29 protein-coding genes are annotated in these 23,332 nt (G+C 67.4%); 20 read left to right on the top strand and 9 right to left on the bottom strand.

The features are described 5' to 3' along the window. Positions 1-47 precede the first annotated feature (47 nt). Positions 48-953: a methionyl-tRNA formyltransferase gene (fmt, locus tag FHT19_RS15875; protein ID WP_169475891.1), complete on the top strand. Its 906-nt coding sequence runs from the start codon at positions 48-50 to the stop codon at positions 951-953. Then, positions 953-1,702, top strand: coding sequence for a tRNA pseudouridine(38-40) synthase TruA (truA, locus tag FHT19_RS15870; RefSeq protein WP_169475890.1), 750 nt, complete (start codon positions 953-955; stop codon positions 1,700-1,702). The genes fmt and truA overlap by 1 nt, the downstream gene beginning before the upstream one ends. A 97-nt stretch (positions 1,703-1,799) precedes the next feature. On the opposite strand, the gene cobS is transcribed toward truA, so the two are convergent. After that, a complete protein-coding gene (cobS, locus tag FHT19_RS15865; protein WP_169475889.1) occupies positions 1,800-2,792 on the bottom strand; it encodes a cobaltochelatase subunit CobS in 993 nt (330 codons plus the stop codon). Positions 2,793-3,000: 208 nt separating this feature from the next. On the opposite strand from cobS, the gene FHT19_RS15860 reads away from it, so the two are divergent. From FHT19_RS15860 to FHT19_RS15830, 7 genes are all read left to right on the top strand, one after another. Beyond that, positions 3,001-3,813, top strand: a complete 813-nt coding sequence (locus tag FHT19_RS15860) for a VOC family protein (RefSeq protein ID WP_169475888.1) — start codon at positions 3,001-3,003, stop codon at positions 3,811-3,813. A 3-nt stretch (positions 3,814-3,816) separates the two neighbouring features. Next, positions 3,817-4,293: a VOC family protein gene (locus FHT19_RS15855; protein WP_169475887.1), complete on the top strand. Its 477-nt coding sequence runs from the start codon at positions 3,817-3,819 to the stop codon at positions 4,291-4,293. A 13-nt stretch (positions 4,294-4,306) separates the two neighbouring features. Continuing rightward, positions 4,307-4,750 (top strand): SRPBCC family protein, encoded by a 444-nt coding sequence (locus FHT19_RS15850; protein WP_168556619.1) that lies wholly within the window; start codon positions 4,307-4,309, stop codon positions 4,748-4,750. 411 nt (positions 4,751-5,161) lie between these two features. Further along, positions 5,162-6,295 (top strand): acyltransferase, encoded by a 1,134-nt coding sequence (locus FHT19_RS15845; protein ID WP_169475886.1) that lies wholly within the window; start codon positions 5,162-5,164, stop codon positions 6,293-6,295. 313 nt (positions 6,296-6,608) lie between these two features. Then, the gene (locus FHT19_RS24630) at positions 6,609-7,232 is read left to right on the top strand and encodes a calcium-binding protein (RefSeq protein ID WP_282436105.1); all 624 of its coding nucleotides are present in this window, start codon (positions 6,609-6,611) and stop codon (positions 7,230-7,232) included. Positions 7,233-7,389: 157 nt separating this feature from the next. Then, positions 7,390-7,746, top strand: a complete 357-nt coding sequence (locus FHT19_RS15835; RefSeq protein WP_168556616.1) for a hypothetical protein — start codon at positions 7,390-7,392, stop codon at positions 7,744-7,746. A gap of 5 nt (positions 7,747-7,751) precedes the next feature. Further along, on the top strand, positions 7,752-7,958 hold the full coding sequence (locus tag FHT19_RS15830; RefSeq protein WP_246866165.1) for a hypothetical protein: 207 nt from the start codon (positions 7,752-7,754) through the stop codon (positions 7,956-7,958). A 72-nt stretch (positions 7,959-8,030) separates the two neighbouring features. Here the strand turns inward: FHT19_RS15830 and FHT19_RS15825 are convergent, their stop codons facing one another. Further along, positions 8,031-8,621 carry a J domain-containing protein gene (locus FHT19_RS15825; RefSeq protein WP_248290508.1) on the bottom strand — a complete coding sequence of 197 codons (591 nt, stop codon included), beginning with the start codon at positions 8,619-8,621 and terminating at the stop codon, positions 8,031-8,033. 39 nt (positions 8,622-8,660) lie between these two features. On the opposite strand from FHT19_RS15825, the gene FHT19_RS15820 reads away from it, so the two are divergent. Both FHT19_RS15820 and FHT19_RS15815 read left to right on the top strand, forming a co-directional pair. Beyond that, positions 8,661-8,933, top strand: a complete 273-nt coding sequence (locus FHT19_RS15820; RefSeq protein ID WP_168556614.1) for a BolA family protein — start codon at positions 8,661-8,663, stop codon at positions 8,931-8,933. After that, on the top strand, positions 8,930-10,252 hold the full coding sequence (locus FHT19_RS15815; protein ID WP_169475883.1) for a low temperature requirement protein A: 1,323 nt from the start codon (positions 8,930-8,932) through the stop codon (positions 10,250-10,252). Before FHT19_RS15820 ends, FHT19_RS15815 begins: the two co-directional genes overlap by 4 nt. Here FHT19_RS15815 and FHT19_RS15810 read toward each other — a convergent pair. Beyond that, complete coding sequence (locus tag FHT19_RS15810; protein WP_169475882.1) at positions 10,243-11,304, bottom strand: DUF2332 domain-containing protein; 1,062 nt, start codon at positions 11,302-11,304, stop codon at positions 10,243-10,245. The two genes, FHT19_RS15815 and FHT19_RS15810, sit on opposite strands and share 10 nt — an antisense overlap. 43 nt (positions 11,305-11,347) lie before the next feature. Between FHT19_RS15810 and hisG the strand changes: the two genes are divergently transcribed. The 3 genes from hisG to nusB are packed head-to-tail and all read left to right on the top strand — an operon-like array spanning position 11,348 to position 13,760. Further along, entirely contained in the window at positions 11,348-12,022 is a 675-nt protein-coding gene (hisG, locus tag FHT19_RS15805; protein ID WP_168556611.1) for an ATP phosphoribosyltransferase, read from the top strand. Further along, positions 12,022-13,311 carry a histidinol dehydrogenase gene (hisD, locus tag FHT19_RS15800; protein WP_168556610.1) on the top strand — a complete coding sequence of 430 codons (1,290 nt, stop codon included), beginning with the start codon at positions 12,022-12,024 and terminating at the stop codon, positions 13,309-13,311. Before hisG ends, hisD begins: the two co-directional genes overlap by 1 nt. Beyond that, positions 13,308-13,760, top strand: a complete 453-nt coding sequence (gene nusB, locus FHT19_RS15795; RefSeq protein WP_168556609.1) for a transcription antitermination factor NusB — start codon at positions 13,308-13,310, stop codon at positions 13,758-13,760. Before hisD ends, nusB begins: the two co-directional genes overlap by 4 nt. 98 nt (positions 13,761-13,858) lie before the next feature. Here nusB and ssb read toward each other — a convergent pair whose 3' ends face one another. The 5 genes from ssb to FHT19_RS15770 form a co-directional block, all read right to left on the bottom strand. Further along, the gene (gene ssb / locus FHT19_RS15790) at positions 13,859-14,410 is read right to left on the bottom strand and encodes a single-stranded DNA-binding protein (protein ID WP_168556608.1); all 552 of its coding nucleotides are present in this window, start codon (positions 14,408-14,410) and stop codon (positions 13,859-13,861) included. Positions 14,411-14,498: 88 nt separating this feature from the next. After that, positions 14,499-16,358, bottom strand: a complete 1,860-nt coding sequence (locus tag FHT19_RS15785) for a ferrous iron transporter B (protein ID WP_169475881.1) — start codon at positions 16,356-16,358, stop codon at positions 14,499-14,501. Further along, positions 16,355-16,600 (bottom strand): FeoA family protein, encoded by a 246-nt coding sequence (locus tag FHT19_RS15780; protein ID WP_110762799.1) that lies wholly within the window; start codon positions 16,598-16,600, stop codon positions 16,355-16,357. The genes FHT19_RS15785 and FHT19_RS15780 overlap by 4 nt, the downstream gene beginning before the upstream one ends. Before the next feature lie 107 nt (positions 16,601-16,707). After that, positions 16,708-17,397, bottom strand: coding sequence for a COQ9 family protein (locus FHT19_RS15775; protein WP_168556606.1), 690 nt, complete (start codon positions 17,395-17,397; stop codon positions 16,708-16,710). 26 nt (positions 17,398-17,423) lie between these two features. Then, positions 17,424-18,086, bottom strand: coding sequence for an ankyrin repeat domain-containing protein (locus FHT19_RS15770; RefSeq protein ID WP_169475880.1), 663 nt, complete (start codon positions 18,084-18,086; stop codon positions 17,424-17,426). Positions 18,087-18,151: 65 nt separating this feature from the next. Here FHT19_RS15770 and FHT19_RS15765 point away from each other — a divergent pair, with 65 nt between their 5' ends. The 6 genes from FHT19_RS15765 (at position 18,152) to FHT19_RS15740 (ending at position 22,313) form a co-directional block, all read left to right on the top strand. Next, on the top strand, positions 18,152-18,802 hold the full coding sequence (locus FHT19_RS15765) for an SCO family protein (protein WP_169475879.1): 651 nt from the start codon (positions 18,152-18,154) through the stop codon (positions 18,800-18,802). Between the two features lie 2 nt (positions 18,803-18,804). After that, positions 18,805-19,311, top strand: coding sequence for a YcgN family cysteine cluster protein (locus tag FHT19_RS15760; RefSeq protein ID WP_169475878.1), 507 nt, complete (start codon positions 18,805-18,807; stop codon positions 19,309-19,311). After that, positions 19,308-20,057, top strand: coding sequence for a SprT family zinc-dependent metalloprotease (locus FHT19_RS15755; protein WP_348981797.1), 750 nt, complete (start codon positions 19,308-19,310; stop codon positions 20,055-20,057). The genes FHT19_RS15760 and FHT19_RS15755 overlap by 4 nt, the downstream gene beginning before the upstream one ends. 160 nt (positions 20,058-20,217) lie before the next feature. Continuing rightward, the gene (locus FHT19_RS15750) at positions 20,218-20,706 is read left to right on the top strand and encodes a hypothetical protein (protein WP_210425690.1); all 489 of its coding nucleotides are present in this window, start codon (positions 20,218-20,220) and stop codon (positions 20,704-20,706) included. Then, on the top strand, positions 20,690-21,667 hold the full coding sequence (ribD, locus tag FHT19_RS15745; protein ID WP_169475877.1) for a bifunctional diaminohydroxyphosphoribosylaminopyrimidine deaminase/5-amino-6-(5-phosphoribosylamino)uracil reductase RibD: 978 nt from the start codon (positions 20,690-20,692) through the stop codon (positions 21,665-21,667). Before FHT19_RS15750 ends, ribD begins: the two co-directional genes overlap by 17 nt. Positions 21,668-21,689: 22 nt before the next feature. Then, positions 21,690-22,313: a riboflavin synthase gene (locus FHT19_RS15740; protein ID WP_169475876.1), complete on the top strand. Its 624-nt coding sequence runs from the start codon at positions 21,690-21,692 to the stop codon at positions 22,311-22,313. Here FHT19_RS15740 and FHT19_RS15735 read toward each other — a convergent pair. After that, a complete protein-coding gene (locus FHT19_RS15735; protein WP_248290507.1) occupies positions 22,304-23,332 on the bottom strand; it encodes a nitronate monooxygenase in 1,029 nt (342 codons plus the stop codon). The genes FHT19_RS15740 and FHT19_RS15735 overlap by 10 nt on opposite strands.

The raw sequence follows: 23,332 nt of genomic DNA, 5'->3' as shown, positions 1-23,332 counted from the left end.
GCGACAGATAGGGCCGCGCGCAGGATAGGAAAAGGACCCATTGCGCGATGCGTGTTGTCTTCATGGGCACACCCGAATTTGCCGTGCCCACGCTCGATGCGCTGGTGGCCGCCGGGCACCACGTCGTGGCGGTCTATAGCCAGCCGCCGCGGCCGGCCGGCCGGGGCAAGAAACTGCAGCCCAGCCCCGTTCACCTGGCCGCGGAACGGCACGGTTTGCCGGTGTTCACGCCGGTAAGCCTGAAGGGCGCGGATGAGCAGGCCGCCTTTGCCGCGCACGGGGCCGAAGTGGCGGTGGTCGCGGCCTATGGCCTGATCCTGCCCCAAGCGATCCTGGCCGCGCCGGCGCAAGGCTGCCTCAACGTCCACGGCTCGCTGCTGCCGCGCTGGCGCGGCGCCGCGCCGGTGCAGCGCGCGATCCTGGCTGGTGACGTACACACCGGCATCACGATCATGCAGATGGAGCGCGGCCTCGATACCGGGCCGATGCTGGCCACCGTGGCCACGCCTGTGGCCGGCAAGACCGCCGGAGACCTCACCGCCGAACTCGCCGCGCTGGGCGCAGACCTGATGGTGCGCGTGCTGGCAGACCTGCCCACGTTCACGCCCGAAGTGCAGCCCGAAGCCGGCGTGACTTATGCCGCCAAGATCGACAAGGCAGAAAGCCGCCTCGATTTCACCGCCCCAGCCGATCAGGTGGAACGCCAGGTGCGTGCCTTCGCCCCGGCGCCGGGTGCGTTTTTCGAACTGGAGGGCGAACGCTATCGCGTGCTGGCCGCCCAGGTAGTAGCTGGTAAAGGCACGCCCGGCACGGTGCTGGACGATGCCCTGACCATCGCCTGCGGCCAGGCCGCCCTGCGCCCGCTGACCGTGCAGCGCGCCGGCCGCCCGGCAATGGACACCGCCGCCCTGCTGCGCGGCCGTGCCATTCCCGCCGGCACGGTGCTAGCCTGATGCCGCGTTACGCTCTCACGCTGGAATTCGATGGCGGCCCGTTCATGGGGCTGCAGCGCCAATCCCACGGGCCTTCGGTGCAGCAATCGGTGGAAGAAGCGGCGGAATCGGTCGTGGGCCATCCGGTCACGCTCCACGCCGCCGGGCGCACCGACACCGGCGTCCACGCGCTCGCCATGCGCGCGCATATCGACGTGGCACGCGCGTTCGATCCGTTCCGCCTGTCCGAAGCGCTCAACGCGCGGTTGAAGCCCGATCCCATCGCGGTGCTCGATTGCGTCGTGGTGCCCGATGAATGGCACGCGCGGTTTTCGTGCCTTGGCCGCGCCTATGAATACCGGATTGCCAACCGCCGCGCGCCGTTGACGCTCGATGCCGGGCGCGCCTGGCGCATTGCCCGCCCGCTCGATGCGGCAGCCATGCACGATGCGGCGCAGGAACTGGTGGGCAACCACGATTTCACCACGTTCCGCTCTGTCCATTGCCAGGCGGCAAGTCCCGTCAAGACGCTCGACCGGCTCGATGTGCGGCGCGAGGGCGACATGGTGATCATCGAAGCGGCCGCGCGCAGCTTTCTCCATCACCAGGTGCGCTCGATGGTGGGATGCCTGGGCCTGATCGGCCAGGGCCACTGGACGCGCGCCGATCTGGTGGCAGCGCTCCACGCGCGCGACCGGCAGAAGCTGGGCCACAATGCCCCGCCAGAGGGGCTCTATTTCGTGAAGGCGGTCTATCCCGGCGAGGATTGAGCGCAGTCGAAGCGGGCTTCGACGAGCTCAGGGCGAACGGCATAGGCGGTTCCCTCCCCCTCCTCTGAAGAGGAGGGGAGAGGTGACACCTCAATGCTCAAGCCTTGTGCGCGACGCTCTCGGGCAGGTCCTTGGCGAACACGCGCTGATAGTATTCGGCCACCAGCACGCGCTCGGCCTCGTCGCACTTGTTGAGGAACGAGAGGCGGAAGGCAAAGCCCACGTCGTTGAAGATCTGGCTGTTCTGCGCCCAGCTGATCACCGTGCGCGGGCTCATCACCGTGGAAATGTCGCCGGCCATGAAGCCCTTGCGGGTGAGGTCCGCCACGCGGACCATCTGCGCGATGACCTGCGCGTCAAGGCCCGGGACCTTCTTGGTGACCACGTCGATCTCGGTCTCGGCGGGCAGGTAGTTCAGCGCCACCACCAGGTTCCAGCGGTCCATCTGGCCCTGGTTGATCGCCTGGGTGCCGTGATAGAGGCCCGAGGTATCGCCCAGGCCCACGGTGTTGGCCGTGGCAAACAGGCGGAAGAACGGATTGGGGCGAATCACCCGGTTCTGGTCGAGCAGGGTGAGCTTGCCTTCGGTTTCCAGCACGCGCTGGATCACGAACATCACGTCGGGGCGGCCGGCGTCGTATTCGTCGAACACCAGCGCCGTCGGCGTCTGCAGCGCCCAGGGCAGCAGGCCTTCGCGGAATTCGGTCACCTGCAACCCATCGCGCAGCACGATCGCGTCGCGCCCGATCAGGTCGATACGGCTGATGTGCGCGTCCAGGTTGATGCGCACGCAGGGCCACTTCAGGCGCGCGGCCACCTGCTCGATGTGGGTGGATTTGCCGGTGCCGTGATAGCCCTGCACCATAACGCGGCGGTTGAAGGCAAAGCCGGCCAGGATCGCAAGCGTCGTGTCGGGATCGAAGACATAGTTGTCATCGGTATCGGGCACGCGCTCGTCGGCCACGGAAAAGGCAGGCACCATCATGTCGATATCGATGCCAAACACCTCGCGCACCGAAACCTGGGTATCGGGCGCGGGCAGGACGGTGGTGGCGCCAGGCTGGGCCACGAGATTGGAAGTGTCGCTCATCAATTCCCTGCCTATCCGCGCGCGCGCCGCGCCGCAACATGCTTTGCAGGACTCTTTGGGGCAGGACTCTTTTGAGCATGCCTGGCTGGCCCGGCTTGCTTTTCGCGCACCCTGCCCCGGCCACGGTATGCCGCAACGCCAGCCGTGATAGGATGGCGCACCGAATGCGAACGAATCGCCATTCCCGTTGCGGTGGAGAGAGGTTGCCATGCCCCAGGGCCTGTTCGTGTGGTACGAAGTGATGACCGATGCGCCGGAAGCGGTGCAGGCGTTCTATCAGGGCGTGATCGGCTGGACGATCGACGATCCCGCCCCCGATCACGAAACCGCGCCTATCGATTATCGCCATATCCGGCGCGCCGACGGCGCCAACCAGGGCGGCGTGCTGGTGTTGCGCCCGGCGATGATCGAAGCAGGGGCCCGTCCCCGCTGGCTGCCTTATCTGATGGTCGATAGCGTTCCGGCCACCGTGGCGGCGATTACAGCCGATGGCGGCCATGCGCTGATGCCGCCGCAGACGATTGCCGAAGGCACGTTTGCCATGGTGGCCGATCCGTGGGGCGCGGCGTTTTACCTTATCGATCCCACGCCCCCGGCAGGACAGACGACACCCCCGCCCCCCGTCTATGCGATGGACGTGGTCCAGGCCGTCACCTGGAACGAGCTGTTCACGGCAGACCTGGCCGCGGCGCGCGATTTCTATGCCCGCCATTTCGGCTTCACCTATCCCGATGCCATGCCGATGGGGCCGCTGGGCGATTACCAGTTCATCGCCCATCCACTGCAGGGTGCAGTGGGCGCGATGATGAAACGGCCGTCCGACGATGCGCCGATCGGCTGGCGCACCTATTTTCGCGTCGCCGATGTGCACGCTGCCGCCCAGGCGGTGACCGCGCTGGGCGGCACGCTGGAGGGCGACGTGCACGAGGTGCCCGGAAACGACCTGATGCTTCAGGCACGCGATCCGGCCGGGGCGTTCCTCGGCCTCGTTTCGCGCAAGCCGGCTGACGGGGAGGCTTGAGCCATGAGCAAGGCGACGCTGTGCCTGTGGTACGACGGGACGGCACTGGACGCAGCGACGTTTTACGCCGCCACGTTTCCCGACAGCGAAGTGGGCACCATCTATCGCGCGCCGGGCAATTTCCCAGGTGGACGCGCAGGCCAGGTCCTCACTGTCGAATTCACCGTGCTGGGCCTGTCCTGCTTCGGCCTCAACGGGGGGCCGCAGTTCAAGCATAGCGAGGCATTCTCCATCCAAGTCCACACGGAGACCCAGGAGGAAACCGATCGCTATTGGCAGGCCATCATCGACAACGGTGGACAGGCAAGCGCCTGTGGATGGTGCAAGGACCGCTGGGGCCTGTCCTGGCAGATCACGCCGCGCGCGCTGACCGACGGCATGGCCGATCCCGATCCCGCGGTGCGGGAACGCGTGTTTGCCGCGATGATGACCATGGGCAAGATCGACATCGCCGCGATCGCGGCTGCCCGCCGTGGTTGAAGGAGAACCGCCCGTGCATGCGCTTTCGATCAGCCGGCATATTGCCGCGCCGCCTGCCGTGGTCTGGAACGTGATGGCCAACCGCCAGGAGGAATGGTGGTGCCCGCGCCCCTGGCGGGCCGAAGTGGTGGTGCAGGAACGGCGCCCCGGCGGCCGCGCGGCCATCACCATGTACGGCCCCGATGGCGAAGTCATGCCCCATGAAGGTCTGTTCCTGGCCTGGGATGAAGGGACGCGCTTCGTCGTCACCGACGCCGTAACCGAAGGCTTCATCCCGGCAGGCCCCTTCATGATCGGCATCTGGGAAATCGCGCCGGATGGCGCGGGCACGCGCTATACCGCCACGGCGCGCCACTGGACGGCCGAAGCGATGGAGCAGCACGCCGCCATGGGCTTTGAAAGCGGCTGGAATGCCTGCGCCGATCAGCTTCAGGCGCTATGTGAAGCGCCGGCATGAAGGCTGGCGGAATCGGCCAGTGACAGCAACGGACCAAGTACGCGGCTTGCCCCGTCCTGCCCCGCGTGCACCCGCGTTGGCCGCTGCCGCCGCATGGCCGGCTTTCGATCGCTTTACCGCCAGGCCCGATGCAGCCCTTATCCATGCGAAGCGAGGGCCTGCCCGCTTGGCTGCAAGTGCACCAAGGCGAGTATTACAAAGCATTGGGCGAAAAAGACATTTCGTTCCGCACCGCACAATACGGTTTACCCTAAGTATTATTCCGTATGAGTCCTTGCCGTGCATTTGGTTAATCATGCGTTAGTCACGATCGCGCATGCCCTGCCCAGACGGTGCACTGCGATATCGCGGCGCAACGAAACGGGCAGTCACGCTGCCGGCTTGTGCCGGCGGCAAAGGGGCACTTGGCGCATGAACACCGCAAGGAGGCAGGCCGGACACGGCGGGCGCTACGCCCTGCTCGACGAAATGCGCGGGATTGCCGCACTGGCAGTCTGCCTGTTTCACATCGGCACGCGCGCCGGGGGTGTCCAGCTGTTTCCCAACGGCTATCTGGCGGTCGATTTCTTCTTCATGCTCAGCGGCTTTGTCTTGGCAGAGGCTTATGAGGCGCGGCTGGGCGGCGCCGGCCATGCGGCCACCGGCGCCATGGACTGGGGTGGCTTTGCCCGGCGGCGGATGGTGCGCATGGCCCCGGTTGCCGTGCTGGGCGCAGGCGTGGGCGGGCTGTATCTGGTGGCCCGCTGCCTGGCGGCGCCCGATCGATCCGATCCGCTGGACCAGGTTCTGCTGGGCAATGCACTGAACCTGCTCGTGCTGCCCAAGCTTTGGCATGGCGTGGCCACAGGGTGGGAGCTGTTCCCCGCCAACGGTCCCTTGTGGTCCCTGTTCTTCGAAATCCTGGCGAACCTGGCATGGGCCGCGTTCCTGGTGCGGCGCAGCACGGCGATCCTGGCCTTGGGCGTCGCCATTTCGGGCGCGCTTCTGGTGCTCTGCGCCATGCGCCACGGCACGCTCGATCTGGGCTGGCAGGCATCCTCACTCGATGGCGGATTGGCGCGCGTGTGCTTTGGCTTTGGCTGCGGGCTGCTGTTGCATCGGCTGCGCGCGTCGCTGCCGTCGATGGTGGCACTCGCCGCGCCGGTTGCCGCACTCGCGCTGGTCTATGCCATGGCGCTGCCGGTGCAGCGCCTGCCCTGGACGCTGTTCCTTGCCATGGTGTTCCTGCCTTGCGTGCTGGTCGTGGCGGTGGCTGCCGGGCGACACCGCGCGGTGCCCGGCGGCGCCTGGCTGGGCCGGGTTTCCTATCCGCTCTACGGCATCCACGTGCCGCTGCTGGCGATCGCGTCCGGCGCGGCCAAGCGGGCGATGCATGGGGCGCCGCTGGGCGCCTGGGGGCTGCTGCTGGTGCCACCGCTGCTGCTGGCGGCCTGGCTGGTGCTGACGCGCCTGGACGAACCCTGCCGTGCCGCGCTTGGCCGCTGGTTCGATCGCATGGCCCTGGCCCGTGCCGCGCGGCAACCGGCGGCCATGCGCCATGGCTGAAGCAGAGGTGCAGATCATCCAAACTTGCTCCAGTTTGAACCTGTCTTGGCATGGTTACGGCATGAAAGCGCCAATATGAACGGGAAACACAGGCACGCCGCATGGCAATAATGCGTTATGGTTTTGGCAAGGATGGCGTCGAGTCACACCTTGCACATCAAGGTGATTTCCGAATTACCCAATAAGACAAGTCTGGTCGCAACAGTGACTTGCGTGGCCGAGGAACAGGTCTGTTCTTCCCGACCACAAGGTATCCTCGAAAAATACTTGTGGTTCAACTTTCCGTCTGACGACGGGATGAAGGAGAATGAACATGGCAGTTATCACTGGCACCAGCGGCGCCGACACCATCGCCGCGCCAAAGGGCAACAACATCATCAACGCCGGCGGCGGCGATGACGTGGTCACCGGCGGTTCGGGCAAGAACATCATCGACGGCGGCGATGGCAACGACACGCTCTATGGCGGCGGCGGCAACGACGCCATCTATGGCGGCGATGGCAACGACATCCTCAAGGGCGGCGGCGGCAAGGATTCGCTGACCGGCGGGACCGGCGCGGACCAGTTCGTGTTCCGCTCGGGCGAAGGCTTCTCCGCCCTCGCCTTCACCGGCGGTCACGGCGTTTCGACCGTGTACCAGTGGGTGACGGTGGAAGACCTCAACTTTGCCGATCACGACGTCGTGCGCATCACCGGCTTCGATACGATCTTCAATGCCCTGGGCCTGACGGTGAAGGGCACGGGATCGGCCTTTCTCGATTCGCAGGACGACGTGAATCGCCTGGCCGCCTATCTCAAGGCGAACCCCACGCTGGGCAGCTACTTCGTCAACACCAGCGGCTTTGACGGCACCACCTTCATTCTCAACGATGGCCTGGGCCACCAGCAGGCGCTCACGCTCAGCCACATCATCGCCGACGATACCGTCACGATCTGATCGCCCCGCACCTGGGCGCAATGCCCCGGCTGCGACAACCTTGCCCGCCCCGCCGTTAACCACGGCGGGGCGTTTTTTGTGGCACCAGGCAGCCCTCGCGCGCTATCACCGGGCAAGGCGCGCCACACCGGCGCGCCCGGACAAGGGGATCAATGCCATGAGCGTGTTCGACAGCATCCTGGGCCAGGTGAGCAGCGCGGTTGACGTGAAGAACCTGGCGGCCAAGCTGGGCATCGATCCCACCCAGGCCGAAACCGCGATTGCCGCGCTGGCGGCCGGCCACCAGGCCAAGGGCGACACGATCGAGACGGCCGCCGCCAACACTGGCCTCGACGCAGGCCTGCTGCAACAGATCGTGGGCCACATCGGCGGCGAAGGCGCACTGTCGCAATTCGCCTCAATCCTCGGCCAGCATCCCGATGCCCTGGGCCAGGTCAGCCAGTTCCTCGACAAGGATGGCGATGGCAACCCGATCAACGATTTGGCCGGTCTGGCCAAGGGCCTGTTCAGCTAAATCCCATGATGGACACGGTTCTTTCGCTACTGGTGCTGACCACCGTGGCCTTGATCGGCGGCGCGGTGTTTTTCTGGCGCCGGGGCGAGCGCAAGCGCGCCGGACTGATGCTGGTCATGGCCGCCCTGATCGCGGCCGACCTGGCGGTGTGGCTTACGCCCGTCTCGGGCGGCCCATCGATGATCGAAGTGGCGCACCAGGCGCCGGATTGACGCCGAGATCCTCCCCCGGCGGGGGAGGTGGCAGGCTGCCGGCCTGACGGAGGGGGACGGGCCTTGCCCGCCCTATCGAAACGCAGCCGATTGCCGCAGGTGGTCATAGGCGGCGACCACGCGCTGCAGCTTGTCTTCCAGGCTGCGGTCGCCGCCGTTGTGATCGGGGTGATAGCGGCGCACCAGATCGGCATAACGGCGGCGCAGGGCATGGCGATCGGCGTCGAGCGACAGGTTGAGCGTTTCGAACGCAGCGCGATCTTGCGCATTGAAACCGCGCCGGGCGGCGTCCTGGGCGGCCTGGTGATCGGCCTTGCGGGCACGGGCGCGTTGCGCGATCGCCTCCAGGGGATCGGCGAAATCGGCCCAGCGCGGCGCCTGGTCGATCCCCGCGTCGGGCCGGAACGCACGGCTGTGGGTGTCCCACCCGGCCAGCGGCGATTGCGCCGCCAGGATTTCATCCATGCTCATCCCGGCAAAGAAATCGTAGCCGGCGTTGAACGCGCGAATATGGTCCAAACAGAACCAGCGATAGTCGCCGGGCCCATCGAAACCGGGCGGGCGCACGCCGGGCGCGCGGAATTCCCCCGATGCGTTGCATCCCGGGGCACTGCACAAGCGCCCGGTATCCGTGACGCGGCCATGGAACTTGTCATGCTTCACGCCATTGCACATGGTGCCTCATCGCCCGAAAGGAAAGACATGACCGGCCCGCTCGCCCAGGAAATCGAACGCAAACTTGTGGACGCCCTTGCCCCCACGCATCTGGTGGTCACCAACGATTCGGCCCATCACGCCGGCCATATGGGCGACGACGGCACGGGTGAATCGCATTTCACCGTGGAGATCGAAAGCGCGGCCTTTGCCGGCGTTTCCCGGCTTGGCCGCCAGCGCCTGGTCAACCGCGCCCTGGGCGACCTGCCGGGGCAACGCGTTCATGCGCTTGCCATTCACGCGCGCGCGCCGGGCGAATGAGCGAGAAAGCCAGGCAAGAGGCCGAGGCGATCGCCGAGGCCGGCAAGCCCGCGCCCAAAGCCGAAACCGACGGCGTGCCCGCGCCATCGTCGCTCTTGCGCGATCACAAGGGCGGCCATGCCCCGGTCAGCTATCTCGAGCTGTTTTTCGACCTGGTCTATGTCTTTGCGATAACCCAGCTCTCCCACAACGTGCTGCATCACATGACCCCGGCCGGCCTGGCCGAGGCGCTGGTCCTGTTCCTGGCCGTGTGGTGGGCCTGGATGTTCACCACCTGGGCGGCGAACTGGACCAACCCGGAACGCGGACCGGTACGGATCATGCTGCTGTTTGCCATGTTGGCCAGCCTGGGCATGGCCGTGGCTATGCCGCGCGCCTTTGCCGGGGGCAGCACCGGCGACGCGGTGCTGTTTGCCGCATGCTACATCGCGGTGCAGATCGGGCGCAGCGGCTTTGTCGCCTGGGCCATGGCGAAAAGCGGCGGCACCCAAGGGCACAGCGGGGGCTGGCGCAGCAGTGGCGCGCGCAACATGGCGCGGATCACGCTGTGGTTCGTGGCGTCGGCACCGTTGTGGCTGGCCGGGGCGCTGGTCGATGCGCCGATGGCCCGCCTGGGTTGGTGGGCAGCCGCGCTCGCAGTTGATTACGGCGGCCCGTTCATGGGCTTTTTCGTGCCGGGCCTGGGCCGTTCCACACCGGAAGACTGGGATATTTCCGGCAGCCACCTGGCCGAGCGCTGCGCCCTGTTCATCATCATCGCCCTGGGCGAAGGCATCGTGGTGACCGGCACCAGCTTTGCCCAGGAAACCGCCGATCCCGCGCGCTCGCTGGCATTCGTGCTGGCCTTTATCGGATCGGCGCTGATGTGGTGGATCTATTTCGACCTCGGCGCCGAACGCGGTGCCCGCCACATTGCCGAACATGCCCAGCCCGGCCGCCTGGCGCGCAGCGTCTATACTTATCTGCACATGCCGATCGTGGGCGGCATCGTCATCACCGCAGTGGCCGATGCCCTTCTCCTCGAACAGCCGCTGGCACCCGCTTCACTGCCACTGGTGGCCACCCAGGCCGGCGGCCTGCTGGTCTTCCTGGCCGGCACCGGCCTGTTCAAGCGGCCGTCCAGCCCGCACGGCAATTTCCCGCTGTCGCACTGGGTGGGCGGCGGCGTGCTGATCGCGCTGGCGGGCCTGGCGCTGCTGATCCGCCTGCCCTCACCCGCGTTCGTGGGCAGCACCGTGCTGGCACTCCTGCTCGTGGCGGTGTGGGAATGGATATCCTATCACCGCCGCGGCCCGGCCGCGCTGGAAGCTCAGGGCTGAAGCCACTCGACCCAGGCGCCGTGGGCGTGCGCTGCAGCCAGGCACACCGGCGCGCCCTGGTCAGGCCAGAGGCGTAGTGTCAATTCGTGGCGGAAGGTGGCGCGGTTGGTTTCCAGCGCCAGCCACGCCAGCCGCCGCGACGGGGTGGCGCGCGCGCCAGCGGCCGCGATGGCGGCTGCAATCCGCTCTTGGGTGGAGGGCGGCAGGTACTGCCAGACGATCGAATGATAGATCACCCGCGTGCTGTCTTCAGGCTGTGGCGCGGCCAGCACCTGGTCCACATATTCGGCCGCGTCCATCGCCACCACATCGGGTCGCTGCACCCGCGCCAGGGCGATGGCCGCGTCCAGCCGCGCCAGCCGCTCGGTCACTTCGGCCCAGACATAGCTTTTGAGCCGCAGCGCCTGGTCGGGATCGGTCAGGTCGATCGGGGCGCGGTCGCACCCGGAAATCGCCAGCACGTCTACCGCCGCTTCGGGCGGCCGGCCCGCGCCGCGCCATTCCGGGGCCAGGCGCAGCGGCGAATCGGCCGGGCCGGTGCGGGTGCCGCCCAGATCGAACGCAAAGCGATCCATCATCGTGTTGACCCCCGCGCTTGCGCCCAGCTCGTGCAGCACGAAACGCGGCCCCACCCGCGCTGAAAGCCACAACAGCCCAGCCATGATCGAGGCAGACCGCCCCGCCTCGTTGGTCTGCGGCGGGCCGTCAAGCCAGGGCAGCAGCCGGGTTTCGAACCGGCGGGCCAGATCGCCCACAAGGGCATCGATCGCGTCCTGGTCGGTCTCTTCGCCGCGATAGACGGCGGCCAGGCGCGTGTCCGCGCCGGTCAGCACCAGGTTGTGCAACCCGCCCGTCAGCCGCAGGGGCAGCGCATCTTCCAATGGCTTGCCCGGCCAGGCCGCCATGCGCGCGCCCACCGCGCTGCCATCGGTGAGCAGCGGCAGTTGCGCCCGCACCACCCGGCCGGTCGCCGGCGCGCCGTTCTTGGTGGCGTGGTCTGCCTGCCAGGCAATGGCCTGTTCGACCGAAGCGATATCCATGATCGAAGCCATGAGGTTGCCCTTTTCTCGCGCTTGCCATAGGGGCGATGGCGTCATGACCACCGCCACCCCGCTCGTTTTCGCCCTGCCCAAGGGCCGCATCCTCGATGAAGCGCTGCCCTTGCTGGAACAGGCAGGCGTGGTGCCCGAGGCTGCGTTCTTCGACAAGTCCTCGCGCGCATTGTCTTTTGCCACCAGCCGGCCCGATGTCACGCTGATCCGCGTGCGCGCGTTCGACGTGGCCACCTTCGTGGCCCATGGCGCGGCCCAGGCCGGCATCGTGGGTTCGGACGTGATCGACGAGTTCGACTATGCCGATCTCTATGCCCCGGTGGACCTGGATATCGGCCATTGCCGCCTTTCCGTGGCTGAACCGGTAGGCGGCCTGGCCCAGGGCAGTATTGCCCGCGAAAGCCATGCCCGCGTCGCGACCAAGTATCCCAACCTCACCCGCCGCCATTTCGAGCGGATGGGCGTGCAGGCCGAAGTGGTGAAGCTCAACGGCGCGATGGAACTGGCGCCGTCGCTGGGCCTGGCCAGCCGCATCGTCGATCTCGTGTCGTCGGGCCGCACGCTGAAAGAGAACGGCCTGGTGGAAACCAGCCAGATCATGCAGATTTCGGCACGGCTGATCGTCAACCGCGCCGCGCTCAAGACCGACAGCGCCCGCCTGGGCGCGCTGGTCGATGCGTTCCGCACGCAAGTTGCCGCACGAAAGGCCGCCGCCTGATGCTCCGCCTCAAGACGACCGATGCCGATTTCGCCACGCGCTTTGCCCGCCTGGTGAAGGATCGCCGCGAAAGCGACGAAAACGTGGCCCGCGATGTGCAGACCATCATCGAGGACGTGCGCCTGCGCGGGGACGAGGCGCTGGCCGAATATACCCAGCGTTTCGACGGGCACCTGCCGCAGGGCGACGGTTGGACAATCGACGCCGCCACTTGCCGCGAGGCGTTCGATGCGCTGGCCCCCGATCTGCGTGCCGCGCTGGAACTGGCGGCGCAGCGCATCCGCACCTATCACGAAGCGCAATTGCCGCAGGACCGCGACTATACCGACGCGGCCGGTGTGCGCCTGGGCGCGAAGTGGCGCGCGGTGGATGGCGCCGGGCTCTATGTGCCGGGCGGCCGCGCCGCCTATCCCTCTTCACTGTTGATGAATGCCATTCCCGCCAAGGTGGCCGGGGTGGAGCGCCTGGTGGTGACGACGCCAACGCCCAAGGGGGAGATCAACCCGCTGGTGCTGGCCGCCGCGCACCTCGCCGGCGTTGACGAAGTGTGGCGCGTGGGCGGCGCGCAGGCCGTGGCCGCGCTCGCCTATGGCACCAAGACGATCCGCCCGGTGGACGTGATCACCGGCCCGGGCAACGCCTGGGTGGCCGAAGCCAAGCGCCAGCTTTACGGCGTGGTGGGGATCGACATGGTGGCCGGCCCCTCGGAAATCCTGGTGATTGCCGATGCCAAGAACGACCCGCAGTGGATCGCCGCCGACCTGCTGAGCCAGGCCGAGCACGATCCGGCCGCGCAGGCGATCCTGATCACCGACGATGCCGCCTTTGCCGATCAGGTGGTGGACATGGTGGGCGTGGAAATCGCCATGCTGCCCACCGCGCGCGTGGCCAAGGCCAGCTGGGAAACCCATGGCACGGTGATCGTGGTGCAATCGCTGGACGAAGCCCCGGCCCTCGCCAATGCCCTGGCGGCAGAGCACGTGGAAATCGCCACCGACGATCCCGATGCGCTGTTTGCGCAGATCCGCCATGCCGGCTCGGTCTTCCTGGGCCGCATGACGCCCGAGGCGATCGGCGATTACGTTGCCGGCCCCAACCACGTGCTGCCCACCGGGCGCCGTGCGCGGTTTTCCTCGGGGCTTTCCGTGCTCGACTTCATGAAGCGCACCAGCTTCATTGCAGTGAGCGATGCTTCCATCGGCGCGGTCGGCCCTGCGGCCATCGCGCTGGCCGATGCGGAGGGGCTTTCCGCCCACGCCCGCTCGATCGAACTGAGATTGGGAATATGACGAACATCAAGGGCCAGGCCCGCTCTGCCGCGCGGCTTGCCGCCGTCCAGGCGCTCTACCAGGTTGACATGGAAGGCACCGAGCTGCGCTTCCTGCTCGATGAATTCCACCAGCACCGGCTGGGCGCGGAAATCGAGGACGTGGAATATGCCGCCGCCGACGTCGAATTCTTCGACGACGTGGTCAAGGGCGTGATCGCCCGGCGCGAGGAAATCGACGGGCTGATCCAGGCCCGGCTGGCGCAAGGCTGGTCGCTGTCGCGGCTGGACAAGACCATGCTGCAAATCCTGCGCTGTGGCGCCTATGAACTGGCCGCCCGGACCGACATTGCCGTGGGCACGGTGATCAGCGAATACCTCGATGTGGCCCACGCCTTTTTCGACGCGCGCGAAGCGAAATTCGCCAATGGCGTGCTCGATGCCGTGGCCAAGGACGTGCGCAAAGGCTGAAATTCACATAGCCGAACTTTTCGGATAGATGAAAAACAAAGACCCGGCGGTTGCCTGAACCGCCGGGTCTTTGTTTTCATGCGTGCGCGTGTGGCCGATCAGAACGGAATATCGTCGTCCAGGTCGTCGGTGAAACCGCCGCCGCCACCCTGGTTCCAGGTGCTGCCGCCGCCCGAGGCCGCGCCGCCGCTGCTGCCGCGCGAACCGCCGCCAAAGCCGCCGCCGCCCGACGAGCCGCCTTCGTTCCAGCCGCCGCCCGAACGCTGGCCGCCGCCACCGCCACCAGCGCCGCCGCCCTGCGGGCCATCGAGCATGGTCAGCGCGCCGCCGATGCCGGCCACGACCACTTCGGTGCTGTAGCGGTCATTGCCGCTCTGGTCCTGCCACTTGCGGGTGCGCAGCTGGCCTTCGATATAGACCTTGCTGCCCTTGCGCAGGAAGCGTTCGACCACGCCGATCAGGCCATCGCCGTTGATGACGACGCTGTGCCACTCGGTCCGCTCCTTGCGTTCGCCGGTGTTGCGGTCCTTCCAGTTTTCCGACGTGGCAATGCGCAGGTTCGCAATCTTGCCGCCGTTCTGGAACGACTTGATCTCCGGGTCGGCCCCCAGGTTGCCGATCAGAATGACTTTGTTGACGCTGCCTGCCATCGAATCTCGTCCCTATGGAATTCAGACAAAGGTGTTAGCGCATCGCTTGCCGCCTGCGCGAGTCTGCCTGGCAATAATTGTGGGGAGATCATCCCAAGCCAAATGCCAAGGCCGTCCAATAGGTGATCCCGGCAAAGACATAGGCCAGGGCGAACAGGTAGGCGAGCATGAAGCCTGGCCATTTCCAGCCATTGGTTTCGCGCCGCGTCACCGCGATGGTCGACATGCACTGCGGCGCGAACACGAACCAGGCCAGGAACGCCAGCGCGGTGGCGAGCGTCCAGTGGTGCTTGAGCTGGTCGCCCAGCGCGATGTCCTGGGCCTCTTCATCCTTGGAATCGACCGCATAGCTGGTGGCAAGCGAACTGACCGCCACTTCGCGCGCGGCCATCGACGGGATCAGCGCCAGGGCAATGTCACGGTTGAAGCCGATCGGCTCGACCACCACGGCCAGGCCATTGGCAATGTGCCCGGCGATCGAGGCATCGACCTGGCTCTGGCCCGGTTCGGCGCGGGGGAAATTGAGCAGCAGCCACAGCACCACGGTGACCGTGAAGATCATCGTGCCGGCACGGCGCAGAAACACCCAGGCGCGCTGCCACAAGCCCAGCGCCAGGTCCTTGATCGTGGGCAGCTGGTATTTGGGCAATTCCATGATGAAGCCCGATGCCGCGCCCTTGGTGACCGAGCGACGCAGGATCAGGGCCACCGCCATGGCCCCGACAATGCCGGCAACATAGAGCGCGAACAGCACCAGCCCCTGCAGGCCCACGCCGGGCAGCACGCGGCTGTTGGGAATGAACGCGGCGATGATCACGGCATAGACCGGCAGCCGCGCCGAACAGGTCATCAGCGGCGCGATCAGGATCGTGGTCAGGCGGTCCTTGGGATCGGTGATGCTGCGCGTGGCCATGATGCCGGGAATGGCACAGGCAAAGCTGGACAGCAGCGGGATGAAACTGCGGCCGGAAAGCCCCACGCCGGCCATCATGCGGTCCATCAGGAACGCGGCGCGTGCCATGTAGCCGGTCGCTTCCATCACCAGGATGAAGAAGAACAGGATCAGGATCTGCGGCAGGAACACGATGACTGCGCCCACGCCGCCGATGATCCCTTCGGTCAGCAGGTCGCGCAGCAGCGAGGCGGGCAGTTCCGTCCGCGCCAGGTTTTGAAACGCCGTGGCCAGGCCTTCCAGCGCATCCTGGAACGGCGCCGCCCAGGAAAACACCGCCTGGAACACCACGAACAGCAGGGCAAACAGGATCGGCGGCCCGGCCCAGGGATGCAGCAGCAGCCTGTCCATCTGCGCGTGCACGCGATGGCGCGCGGTTTCCGAAAGCGTGGCCCCTTGCGCCATCTGGCGGGCCAGCAGGCGGCGTTCGGGCAAGGTGACGTGCACGCGCGGCGCGGGTGCGTTGTCACGCGCAGCCGTGTCGCGCGCAGTGGCAATGGCGGTGGCAAGCTCGGCCAGCCCCTTGCGCCGCACGGCCACGGTTTCGATCACCGGCACGCCCAGTTCGGCAGCGAGCGCGGCAGCGTCGATCGTCAACCCGTCGCGCGCGGCCAGGTCGACCATGTTGAGCGCCACCACCGTGGGGCGGCCCAGTTCCAGCACTTCCTGGGCAAAGACCAGGTGCTGTTCCAGGTTCGACGCATCGAGCACCACGACCAGCACATCGGGGCGAACCTGCCCCGCCTGCTCGCCCATGATGACCTTGCGGGTCACTTCCTCGTCGGGACTCGTCGCGGCAAAGCCATAGGAACCGGGCAGGTCGACCAGCTCCACCGGCTCTCCGCTGGGCAGCAGCAGGCGGCCGGCCTTGCGCTCCACGGTGACGCCGGGATAGTTGGCGATCTTCTGGCGGGCGCCGGTCAGGGCATTGAAGAGCGCGCTCTTGCCGGCGTTGGGATTGCCGACGAGCGCAGCGACGAACGGGCCCCGGCTCATGCCGCCAGATCTTCCACATGCATGGCGCGGGCATGGATGCGGCGCAGGGCCACGGTCATCCGCCCGATCTCGATCGCCAGGGGATCGCGCCCCAGGAACACCCCGCGATAGGCCAGGCGCACTTGCGCGCCTTCGTCAAAGCCCAGGGCGCGCAGGCGCTGCGCCTCTTCGGGCACAAGCGCGGCCCAATCGACCGAAGCGATTCGGGCATCGTGGCCCAGCGGTAGTTCATCGAGCGTCACACCAGCCCCGCTGCCATAGGCCAGCCGCTTATGCAAGTCGTTCGCAAATAGATTGATCGGGGGGAGCGGGCCGGTGCCGCAAAACCCGCGCCAGCGGGTTCAAACTGTCAGCGCGCCGGATAGCGCAGGCGACCGAGCAGGCGCACCGGGCTGAAGCGTTCGCCCTTGCGCTTGAACAGCCCGGCCTTGAGCTTTTCAAAGCGCATCACGCCTTCGATCCGGCGATCCAGGAACGCGCGGGTTTCGGCATGGTCTTCGCTGCGATCCTCGGCAAAGACGGCAAGCGTGGCGGCATAGAGCGCGGCAAGCGTAGCGCGCTTGCTGTAATGGTTGAGATCGGTGGCGGTGTCCCCGGCCAGGCGCCACATGGCATCCGCACTGTGCCAGCCCAGCTTGAGGCTTTGGCCAGAGTTGCGCGGGCGGGCCATCTCGATCAAGGCGCGGCGCAACGCCTCTTCCATCCCGGCCAAGGCATCGAGGCGGAACTGCACCAGGCGGCGAATACGCTCGCGAATCGGCAGCTTGGCCAGGTCCTGCGCCGGCAGGGCGCGCGACATGTCGGCATCGATCCGCGCGATCCAGGCCGCAATCATGGTCATCGCCGACCCGCTTTCCCCCACGCCATAGGCCAGGCGCGCAACCGCAGGGTCAAGGCCCACGGCTTGGGCCGCGCTGTCCACCGCCGCGCCGGTCCACCCGTCGAACATCGCCGCTTCGGCCACCAGCGGCGCCAGTTCCACGCGCAACTGATCGAGATCGAGGGCTTCAAGCGTGGCAAGATCGGGGGTAGCGATCATAGCGGGTCTCCTGGCGGGATCAGCGTTCAGAACGTGGGGCCATATGTCTGCGCGGCCTTGCCGCTCTGCCGCTTCTTGGCCGCGGACTCAAGCTCGTCGGAAATCGATTGGGAATGATCGAGCGCGGCATAATCGCGCGCCGAACGGCCGGAATTGTCGGGCCGGTCGGGATTGGCGCCGGCCTTCAGGAGCGCGCGCACCAGGGCCATGTTGTGGCCATGCACGGCGGTGATCAGCGGCGTTTCCCCGGTGTTGTTGGGATCGTCCACCCGCGCGCCCACGGAAATCAGGAAATCCACCCCTTCCAGGAAGGCCAGGTTGGTGGCGATCACCAGCGGCGTGGTGCCCTTGTTGTCGCGCGCGTTCACATTGGCGCCCTTGCCCACCAGGAACTGCATCCACAGCAGGTCGCGCCGCTGCGTCACGATGTGCAGCGCGGTTTCGCCGGTGGAGACGTCCTTGGTGTTGACGATCTGGCTGGCGGGGTTTTGCAGCGCCTCGTTGACCTTGTCGCCGTCCTTCTTGCGCACGGCATCGAGGAACTTGTAGCTTTCCGAAAACTGGGCCAGCGCCGGGGCGGCGGGCAAGAACGCCACGGCCGGGGCCGCGATGCACGCCGCGATATACGGGGCAAGAGCGATGCGGCGCGAATTGGCCCACTTGAACGTCACGGCTGCTTTCCTCCTCATGGCCTGGCCTCCTTGTGGCCTGGCCACCATGCAGGTGGCCCTTGCAAGCGCGCTGTTAGCAGAGCATGAACCGCCACGCCATGGATCACCCTTCGTTCTTGCCGATTGTTGCCCGCAAGTGCCTGTCACGGCTCGCGCTGGCGCTCGCTCTCACGCTGCCGCTCGGCGCTTGCGGCGGGGGAACGCCCACCAGCGAGGCGCCCCTGGCCGGGGCCCAGCTCGGCGGCGATTTCACGTTGGTCGACCAGGCTGGCAAGACCGTGCGCGCCGCCGATTTCGCGGGCAAGTACACCGTATTCTATTTCGGGTATACGTATTGCCCCGATGTCTGCCCGCTCGACACGGCCAACCTGATGCAGGGCTATCACGCCTTTGCCAAGGCGCACCCGGACCAGGCCGCCCGGCTGGTGCCGGTGTTCGTCTCGATCGATCCGGCGCGCGATACGCCCCAGGTCCTGGCCCAGTTCACCGGCAATTTCGGCAAGGAACTGGTGGGCCTGACCGGCACGCCCGAACAGATTGCCGCCGTCGCCAAGGAATTTGCGGTCTATTACGGGAAGCGCGCCGCCCCCAAGGGTTCGCCGCCACAAGCCTATCTGATGGACCACAGCCGCGCCGCCTACCTGATGGGGCCCGATGGCAAGCCGATCGCCCTGCTGCCGGTGGAGCAGAACGGCGCCGCCGTTGCGGCCGAACTCGCGCGCTGGGTGCACTGACCATGGCCGAGACCGAACGCTTCTGGGACAAGCCGATCGAGGCGCTGAGCCGCGACGAATGGGAAGCGCTGTGCGATGGCTGCGGCAAGTGCTGCCTGCACAAGCTGGAAGACGAGGACACCGGCGAAGTCTATCATACCAACGTGGCCTGCCGCCTGCTCGATACCAAGACCGCACGCTGTTCCGATTACCGCCATCGCCGCGCCATGGTGCCCGATTGCCTGCGCCTGACGCCCCGGCTGGTGGCGCAGGTTGCCTGGCTGCCGGCGACGTGCGCCTATCGCCTGCGCGCGGCCGGAGAGCCATTGCCCGCCTGGCACTATCTGGAAAGCGGGGATCGCGATGCGGTGCACCGCGCCGGGGTTTCCGTGGTGGGCAAGGCAATCAGCGAAGTGGTGGCCGGCCCGCTGGAAAACCACATCGTCAGCGATGTGGAATGGGACGATGCAGACCGGGACAGGGACACCCCGGAAAGCCCACGCGCGCCGATGGGCTTCCGTCTGCCGTGATCGACTGGCTGCGCCGCCTGCCCGAACCGCCCCCCAAACCGGCCTTGGCCCAGCCGCACACGGTGAAGGTTGCCGGGCGCAACCTGCCGGTGGAAATCCGCCGTCTGCCCCAGGCCCGGCGGATGACCTTGCGCCTTGCCCACGATGGCAGCGCCGCGCGCATTTCCATCCCCACCTGGGCGCGCACCGCCGATGCCGTGGCCTTTGTGCGCGACCGGGCCGATTGGCTCGCCGCGCAACTCGAACGCCTGCCGCCGCCGGCACAACTGGCGCCGGGCACCGCCCTGCCCTTTCGCGGCGACGTGCTGACCGTGGCGTGGGACGCGCGCCACCCGCGACGGCCGGTGGTGGATGACGGGCAATTGCTGGTGGGCGGCCCGGCCGAGCAACTCGCCGGGCGCGTGGAGCGCTGGCTCGCCGCCGAAGCGCTGCGGCTCTGCGCGGCAGACCTGGCGCACTATTGCGCCCGTGCCGGCCTGCCGGTGCCGCGCCTGGCCTTGTCCAACGCCAAGCGCCGCTGGGGCAGTTGCGCATCGGATGGCTCGATCCGCATCAACTGGCGCCTGATCATGGCACCAGACGCCGTGCGCCGGTCAGTGGTCGCGCACGAAGTGGCGCACCTTGTGCATTTCGATCACAGCCCCGCGTTCCATGCCCTGCTGGGCCAATTGTTCGAAGGCAGCGTGGCGGCGGCCAATCGCTGGCTCAAGGCCGAAGGGCGCGGGCTCTACCGGCTGTTCGGGTGAAAGACGCGGCGGTCCCCTCCCCGCCTTCGGCAGGGAGGATCGAACAGGTCCTCCCCATGCAATGGGGAGGGGGACCAGCCACAGGCTGGTGGAGGGGCATTTCCCGCCACGCCAAGAGACTCATTTGCGTTCCGCCCGCACCATCCCTATCTGAGGGGCGATGAAAGCCTTCTTCCGCAACGTCTCGCCGCGCCGCGCGGTGCTCGATTTCTGGAACGTGCTTGGCGCGCCCAGCGAATATCGCACGCGCGCGCTGATCATGGCCGGGCTGGTCACGGGCGGGATCTTTTACCTGATGACGCAGCAGGAAGGGCGCGGCCTGCCCAAGCCGCCCACGATCATCTATTTCGAATCCTGGCGCGCCGACCGCAGCGATGCGGAAATTCTTAAGGGCAACATCGAAGCCCAGAAGAAGGCCGATGCCGAGGCTGCCGCCGAAGATCAGCGCGCCGAAGACATCCGCAAGATGTACAAGGCCGTGGGTGCGGCCACCGGCATCGACACCCAAAAGATGTACGACGACGGCACCAAGGAGCGTGCTGCCGAAAAGAAGGCAGAGGCGGAAAAGAACGCCGCGCTCTACCGCCAGATCACCGGCAAGGCCGTACCCGCCGCGCCCACGCCCACCGCCGATGACGGCAAGCCCTGACGCAGACCGGCGCTGGCTGGCTGCGGCCGCCGCGCTGTCTGCGCGTGGCCGGCCGCTTAGCGCGCCCAATCCGGCTGTCGGTTGCGTGATCGTGCGCCAGGGCCGCGTGATCGCGCGCGGCTGGACCCAGCCCGGCGGGCGGCCCCATGCCGAAGCCATGGCCCTGGCGGGCGTGTCGGGTGATCTTGCCGGTGCCACCGTCTACGTCAGCCTCGAACCTTGCGCCCATGCCTCGGTCCGGGGGCCATCTTGCACCGATCTGCTGGTCGCTGCCCGCCCGGCGCGCGTGGTCGTGGGGCATGGCGATCCCGATCCGCGCACAGCCGGCGCGGGCCTGGCGCGGCTGCGCGCGGCGGGCATTGCCACCGATCTGCTCCCCTCCCCCGCGTGCGCCGCGGCCCTGGCCGGTTTCCTGCTGCGCACCACGGCCGCACGGCCTCATGTCACGCTCAAGCTGGCACTGACGCTTGATGGCGCGATTGCGCTGGCCAATGGGCAAAGCCGCTGGATCACCGGGCCAGAGGCGCGCGCCCATTGCCATGCAGAGCGGGCGCGGGCCGATGCCATCCTGGTGGGTGGCGGCACGCTGCGCGCCGATGCCCCCCGGCTCGATGTACGCCTGCCCGGCCTGGAGCCGCGCAGCCCGCAGCGCTGGGTTTTGACGCGGGGGGCCGCGCCCGATGGCTGGCACGCCGTGGCCGATGTGACCGCACCCCGCGCGTTTGGCGATGTCCAATGGCTGTTCGTGGAAGGCGGCGCGGGCGCTGCGGCCACGTTCCTGCGGGCCGACTTGGTCGATCGCCTGCTGCTTTATCGCGCCCCGATTCTCGTCGGACCGGGGCTTGGCGCGGTTGGTAACCTTGGGCTGGAAACGCTCGCCAGCGCCCATGGCCGATGGGGCATCGCCAGCCAGTGCCAGCTTGGCAGCGACACCCTCACCGTCTACGACCGCTGCCGCTGAACGCATAAGGAAAGCAAGCACCATGTTTACCGGGATCGTCACCGAAGTGGGCAACGTGATTGCCATTGCCGACAAGGGCGACAAGCGCGTGACCATCTCCTGCGCCATGGACCCGGCGCGCATCGCCATCGGCGCCTCGATCGCGTGCTCGGGCGTGTGCCTGACGGTGGTGGAAAAGGGCGGCGTGGCTGGCGAAGCCTGGTTTGCCGTGGATGTCTCGGGCGAGACCATCAGCCGCACCGCCCCGGCGCAGTGGCAGGCCGGCGCTCCGGTGAACCTGGAGCCCGCCCTGCGCCTGGGCGATGAATTGGGCGGCCATATCGTGACCGGCCATGTCGATGCACTGGGCAAAGTGGTGGGCATCTGCCCCGAAGGGGGCAGCCTGCGCGTCGGCATTGCGGCACCGCCCGAACTGGCACCCTATATCGCGGCCAAAGGTTCGATCACCGTGGATGGCGTTTCGCTGACCGTGAACGAAGTGGCCGACCAGGCCGATGGTTCGTGCCATTTCGCGCTCAACATCATTCCCCACACCGCGCAGATCACCACGCTCGGCCAGTTGGCTCCGGGCCGCCGGGTAAACCTGGAGATCGACGTGCTCGCCCGCTACCTGCAACGCATGCAGAGCCTGTCGCGTCAGGCTTGAGCGAGTTCGCGCGCCAGTTGCTCCACCAGCGCAGCAGCGGGCAGCGCGCGGGTCTGCGCCGCGCCGGCGCCGGCCCATTGCGCGCCAAAGCCATCCTCGCCCTGCGCCAGGGCTGCGGCATCGAGTGCCTTGCCGGCCGCATAGGCGCGCGGATAATCCGGTACGGCTGGCAGATTTTCCAACCTGGTGAAGCGGTTGACCAGGCAGCGGGCGGGTCGACCGGAAATGGCGCTGGTCATCGCGGTCTCACGGCCCTGTAGCAAGGCGGCGCGATAGCCAGCGCGTGCCGCGCTTTCCGGGCAGGCGACAAAGGCAGTGCCCAATTGCGCGGCCACGGCCCCGGCGCCCAGCGCGGCGCGTATGTCATGCCCGGTCATGATACCGCCCGCCGCAACCACCGGCAGCGCGGTTTCCCTACATAGCGCCCGCACCAGATCCAGCATGGGCAGGCGCTCGTCGTGCGCGGCGGGATCGAACATGCCGCGATGGCCGCCCGCTTCCCACCCTTGCGCCACGATGAGGTCCAGCCCTGCCGCCGCAATCGCGCGCGCTTCGGCCAGGTTCGTGGCGGTGGCCGCCAGCACGCAGCCGGCCGTGCGCAGGGCGGCCAGCACGCCGGCATCGGGCAGGCCGAAATGAAAGCTGACCATGGGCGGCGCCAGTTCGACCAGCAGCGCCTGCATCGCCGCGTCATCGGCAAAGCTGCGATAGATGGTGGCAAGCGCTGCGGGCGGCTGCACGCCAAAGGCGGCGAATTGCGGCGCCAGCGCAGCAAGCCACGCCGCTTCACGCGGCGGATCGACACGCGGGGTGGCATGCACGAAGACGTTGACGTTAAATGCGTGAGGCGTGGCGGCGCGCACGGCGGCAATCATCGCGCGTGCGCCTGCCGCATCGGTCGCGCCCACCGCAATCGAACCCAGGCCGCCGGCATTCGACACCGCCGCTGCCATGGCCGAGGTGGAAACCCCCGCCATCGGCGCCTGGACCAACGGCAGGCGCAGGCCGAGACGCTGCAT

It is taken from the genome of Novosphingobium sp. SG919 (assembly GCF_012932495.1).
In the GTDB taxonomy this organism is placed as follows: domain Bacteria; phylum Pseudomonadota; class Alphaproteobacteria; order Sphingomonadales; family Sphingomonadaceae; genus Novosphingobium; species Novosphingobium rhizosphaerae.
The sequence above is the reverse complement of the archived record's forward strand: the minus strand, read 5'-3'. Positions and strand labels throughout refer to the sequence as shown.

Excerpts from the sequence above, each read along its gene's own strand:
- FHT19_RS15835 (WP_168556616.1), top strand. The coding sequence starts at position 7,390 with ATGAGCGTGTTCGACAGCATCCTGGGCCAGGTGAGCAGCGCGGTTGAC.
- FHT19_RS15765 (WP_169475879.1), top strand. The coding sequence starts at position 18,152 with ATGAACCGCCACGCCATGGATCACCCTTCGTTCTTGCCGATTGTTGCC.
- FHT19_RS15785 (WP_169475881.1), bottom strand. The coding sequence starts at position 16,358 with ATGAGCCGGGGCCCGTTCGTCGCTGCGCTCGTCGGCAATCCCAACGCC.
- FHT19_RS15735 (WP_248290507.1), bottom strand. The coding sequence starts at position 23,332 with ATGCAGCGTCTCGGCCTGCGCCTGCCGTTGGTCCAGGCGCCGATGGCG.
- FHT19_RS15810 (WP_169475882.1), bottom strand. The coding sequence starts at position 11,304 with ATGGCTTCGATCATGGATATCGCTTCGGTCGAACAGGCCATTGCCTGG.
- FHT19_RS15750 (WP_210425690.1), top strand. The coding sequence starts at position 20,218 with ATGAAAGCCTTCTTCCGCAACGTCTCGCCGCGCCGCGCGGTGCTCGAT.
- fmt (WP_169475891.1), top strand. The coding sequence starts at position 48 with ATGCGTGTTGTCTTCATGGGCACACCCGAATTTGCCGTGCCCACGCTC.
- FHT19_RS15760 (WP_169475878.1), top strand. The coding sequence starts at position 18,805 with ATGGCCGAGACCGAACGCTTCTGGGACAAGCCGATCGAGGCGCTGAGC.
- ribD (WP_169475877.1), top strand. The coding sequence starts at position 20,690 with ATGACGGCAAGCCCTGACGCAGACCGGCGCTGGCTGGCTGCGGCCGCC.
- FHT19_RS15740 (WP_169475876.1), top strand. The coding sequence starts at position 21,690 with ATGTTTACCGGGATCGTCACCGAAGTGGGCAACGTGATTGCCATTGCC.
- FHT19_RS15815 (WP_169475883.1), top strand. The coding sequence starts at position 8,930 with ATGAGCGAGAAAGCCAGGCAAGAGGCCGAGGCGATCGCCGAGGCCGGC.
- FHT19_RS15830 (WP_246866165.1), top strand. The coding sequence starts at position 7,752 with ATGATGGACACGGTTCTTTCGCTACTGGTGCTGACCACCGTGGCCTTG.
- FHT19_RS15860 (WP_169475888.1), top strand. The coding sequence starts at position 3,001 with ATGCCCCAGGGCCTGTTCGTGTGGTACGAAGTGATGACCGATGCGCCG.
- FHT19_RS15845 (WP_169475886.1), top strand. The coding sequence starts at position 5,162 with ATGAACACCGCAAGGAGGCAGGCCGGACACGGCGGGCGCTACGCCCTG.
- nusB (WP_168556609.1), top strand. The coding sequence starts at position 13,308 with ATGACGAACATCAAGGGCCAGGCCCGCTCTGCCGCGCGGCTTGCCGCC.
- hisG (WP_168556611.1), top strand. The coding sequence starts at position 11,348 with ATGACCACCGCCACCCCGCTCGTTTTCGCCCTGCCCAAGGGCCGCATC.
- FHT19_RS24630 (WP_282436105.1), top strand. The coding sequence starts at position 6,609 with ATGGCAGTTATCACTGGCACCAGCGGCGCCGACACCATCGCCGCGCCA.
- hisD (WP_168556610.1), top strand. The coding sequence starts at position 12,022 with ATGCTCCGCCTCAAGACGACCGATGCCGATTTCGCCACGCGCTTTGCC.
- truA (WP_169475890.1), top strand. The coding sequence starts at position 953 with ATGCCGCGTTACGCTCTCACGCTGGAATTCGATGGCGGCCCGTTCATG.
- cobS (WP_169475889.1), bottom strand. The coding sequence starts at position 2,792 with ATGAGCGACACTTCCAATCTCGTGGCCCAGCCTGGCGCCACCACCGTC.
- FHT19_RS15775 (WP_168556606.1), bottom strand. The coding sequence starts at position 17,397 with ATGATCGCTACCCCCGATCTTGCCACGCTTGAAGCCCTCGATCTCGAT.
- FHT19_RS15855 (WP_169475887.1), top strand. The coding sequence starts at position 3,817 with ATGAGCAAGGCGACGCTGTGCCTGTGGTACGACGGGACGGCACTGGAC.
- ssb (WP_168556608.1), bottom strand. The coding sequence starts at position 14,410 with ATGGCAGGCAGCGTCAACAAAGTCATTCTGATCGGCAACCTGGGGGCC.
- FHT19_RS15770 (WP_169475880.1), bottom strand. The coding sequence starts at position 18,086 with ATGAGGAGGAAAGCAGCCGTGACGTTCAAGTGGGCCAATTCGCGCCGC.
- FHT19_RS15820 (WP_168556614.1), top strand. The coding sequence starts at position 8,661 with ATGACCGGCCCGCTCGCCCAGGAAATCGAACGCAAACTTGTGGACGCC.